This window comes from Streptomyces sp. HSW2009 (assembly GCF_040240285.1).
Classification (GTDB): domain Bacteria; phylum Actinomycetota; class Actinomycetes; order Streptomycetales; family Streptomycetaceae; genus Streptomyces.
Genome location: NZ_JBEHZD010001061.1, coordinates 1 through 919 on the forward strand (window position 1 = coordinate 1; position 919 = coordinate 919).

The window sequence follows — 919 nt, forward strand, 5'->3', positions numbered from 1 at the left end:
GCGCGCCGTAGCCACCGGGGGCGGCGGGCGTCGGCTGGCCGGCGACGCGGCGCTCCTGCATCGTGGACAGCTTGAGTACGAGGGCGATGGCGGCGATCGCGCACGGGATGGACACCGCGTCCCGCAGGCAGGACCAGACGACGGAGTCCTCGTACTCGCCGTAGGTCTCCGCGTCGCCGAACACCGACAGGCTGACCGTGCTGGTCACCAGCATCGCCAGGTACAGCACCCACCAGGTGTTGAGCAGCCCGCGGGCCGGTGCCGAGCGCGCCGGGTAGCCGGTCTGGGGCAGCGAGGCGCTGGAGTCCCAGATGTCGTTGGCGATCTGCTTGGGGAACCAGAACTGCACCACCGGGATGAACCACGCCCCGGCCGCCATCCCGGAGCCGAACCGCTGCCGGCCGGGCGTCAGCACCTGCGCGTTGACGTACGTACGGCGGAACCACACCACCCACAGCACGGTCATCGGGACGAAGACCAGCGCCCAGAAGGCGTCGATGGTCTCGCAGATGTTCTCGCCGGTCTTGATGTCCGCCGGGGTGGCCGCGTCGTCGAAGTAGTCCTGGTACGTGCCGTACAGCCGGATGCTGAAGATCAGGTCGAGGACCAGCAGCACCAGCCCGATGGAGAACAGCACCACGGTCGTGTTGGCGAGGCCGCGCGGCGAGCGCCAGAAGACCGGTGGGCGGTAGCCGACGCCGACGGAGGTGCCGTACGCCGGGGCCAGCCCGGTGTGCTGCGGCACCATGCCGGTGGGGGCGCCGTGCGGGGCCGGGTGCGGGGTGTGCGGCAGGCCGCCGGCCAGCGGCCCGCCGGGTATCGGGGTGCCGGGCGGTATCGGCCAAAAGACGCTGGCGCCGCTACAACATGTGTTGATGGCGGTGGTGGCCCGGTGAGTTAAAAAAATTGTGGGGGGGGG

At 70.5% G+C, this 919-nt stretch carries 1 protein-coding gene; it reads right to left on the reverse strand.

Features of this window, described 5'->3' with window-relative positions:
- On the reverse strand, positions 1 to 919 hold a 919-nt coding region (locus AAHZ94_RS34545; protein WP_349997625.1), incomplete at both ends, for a DUF4328 domain-containing protein.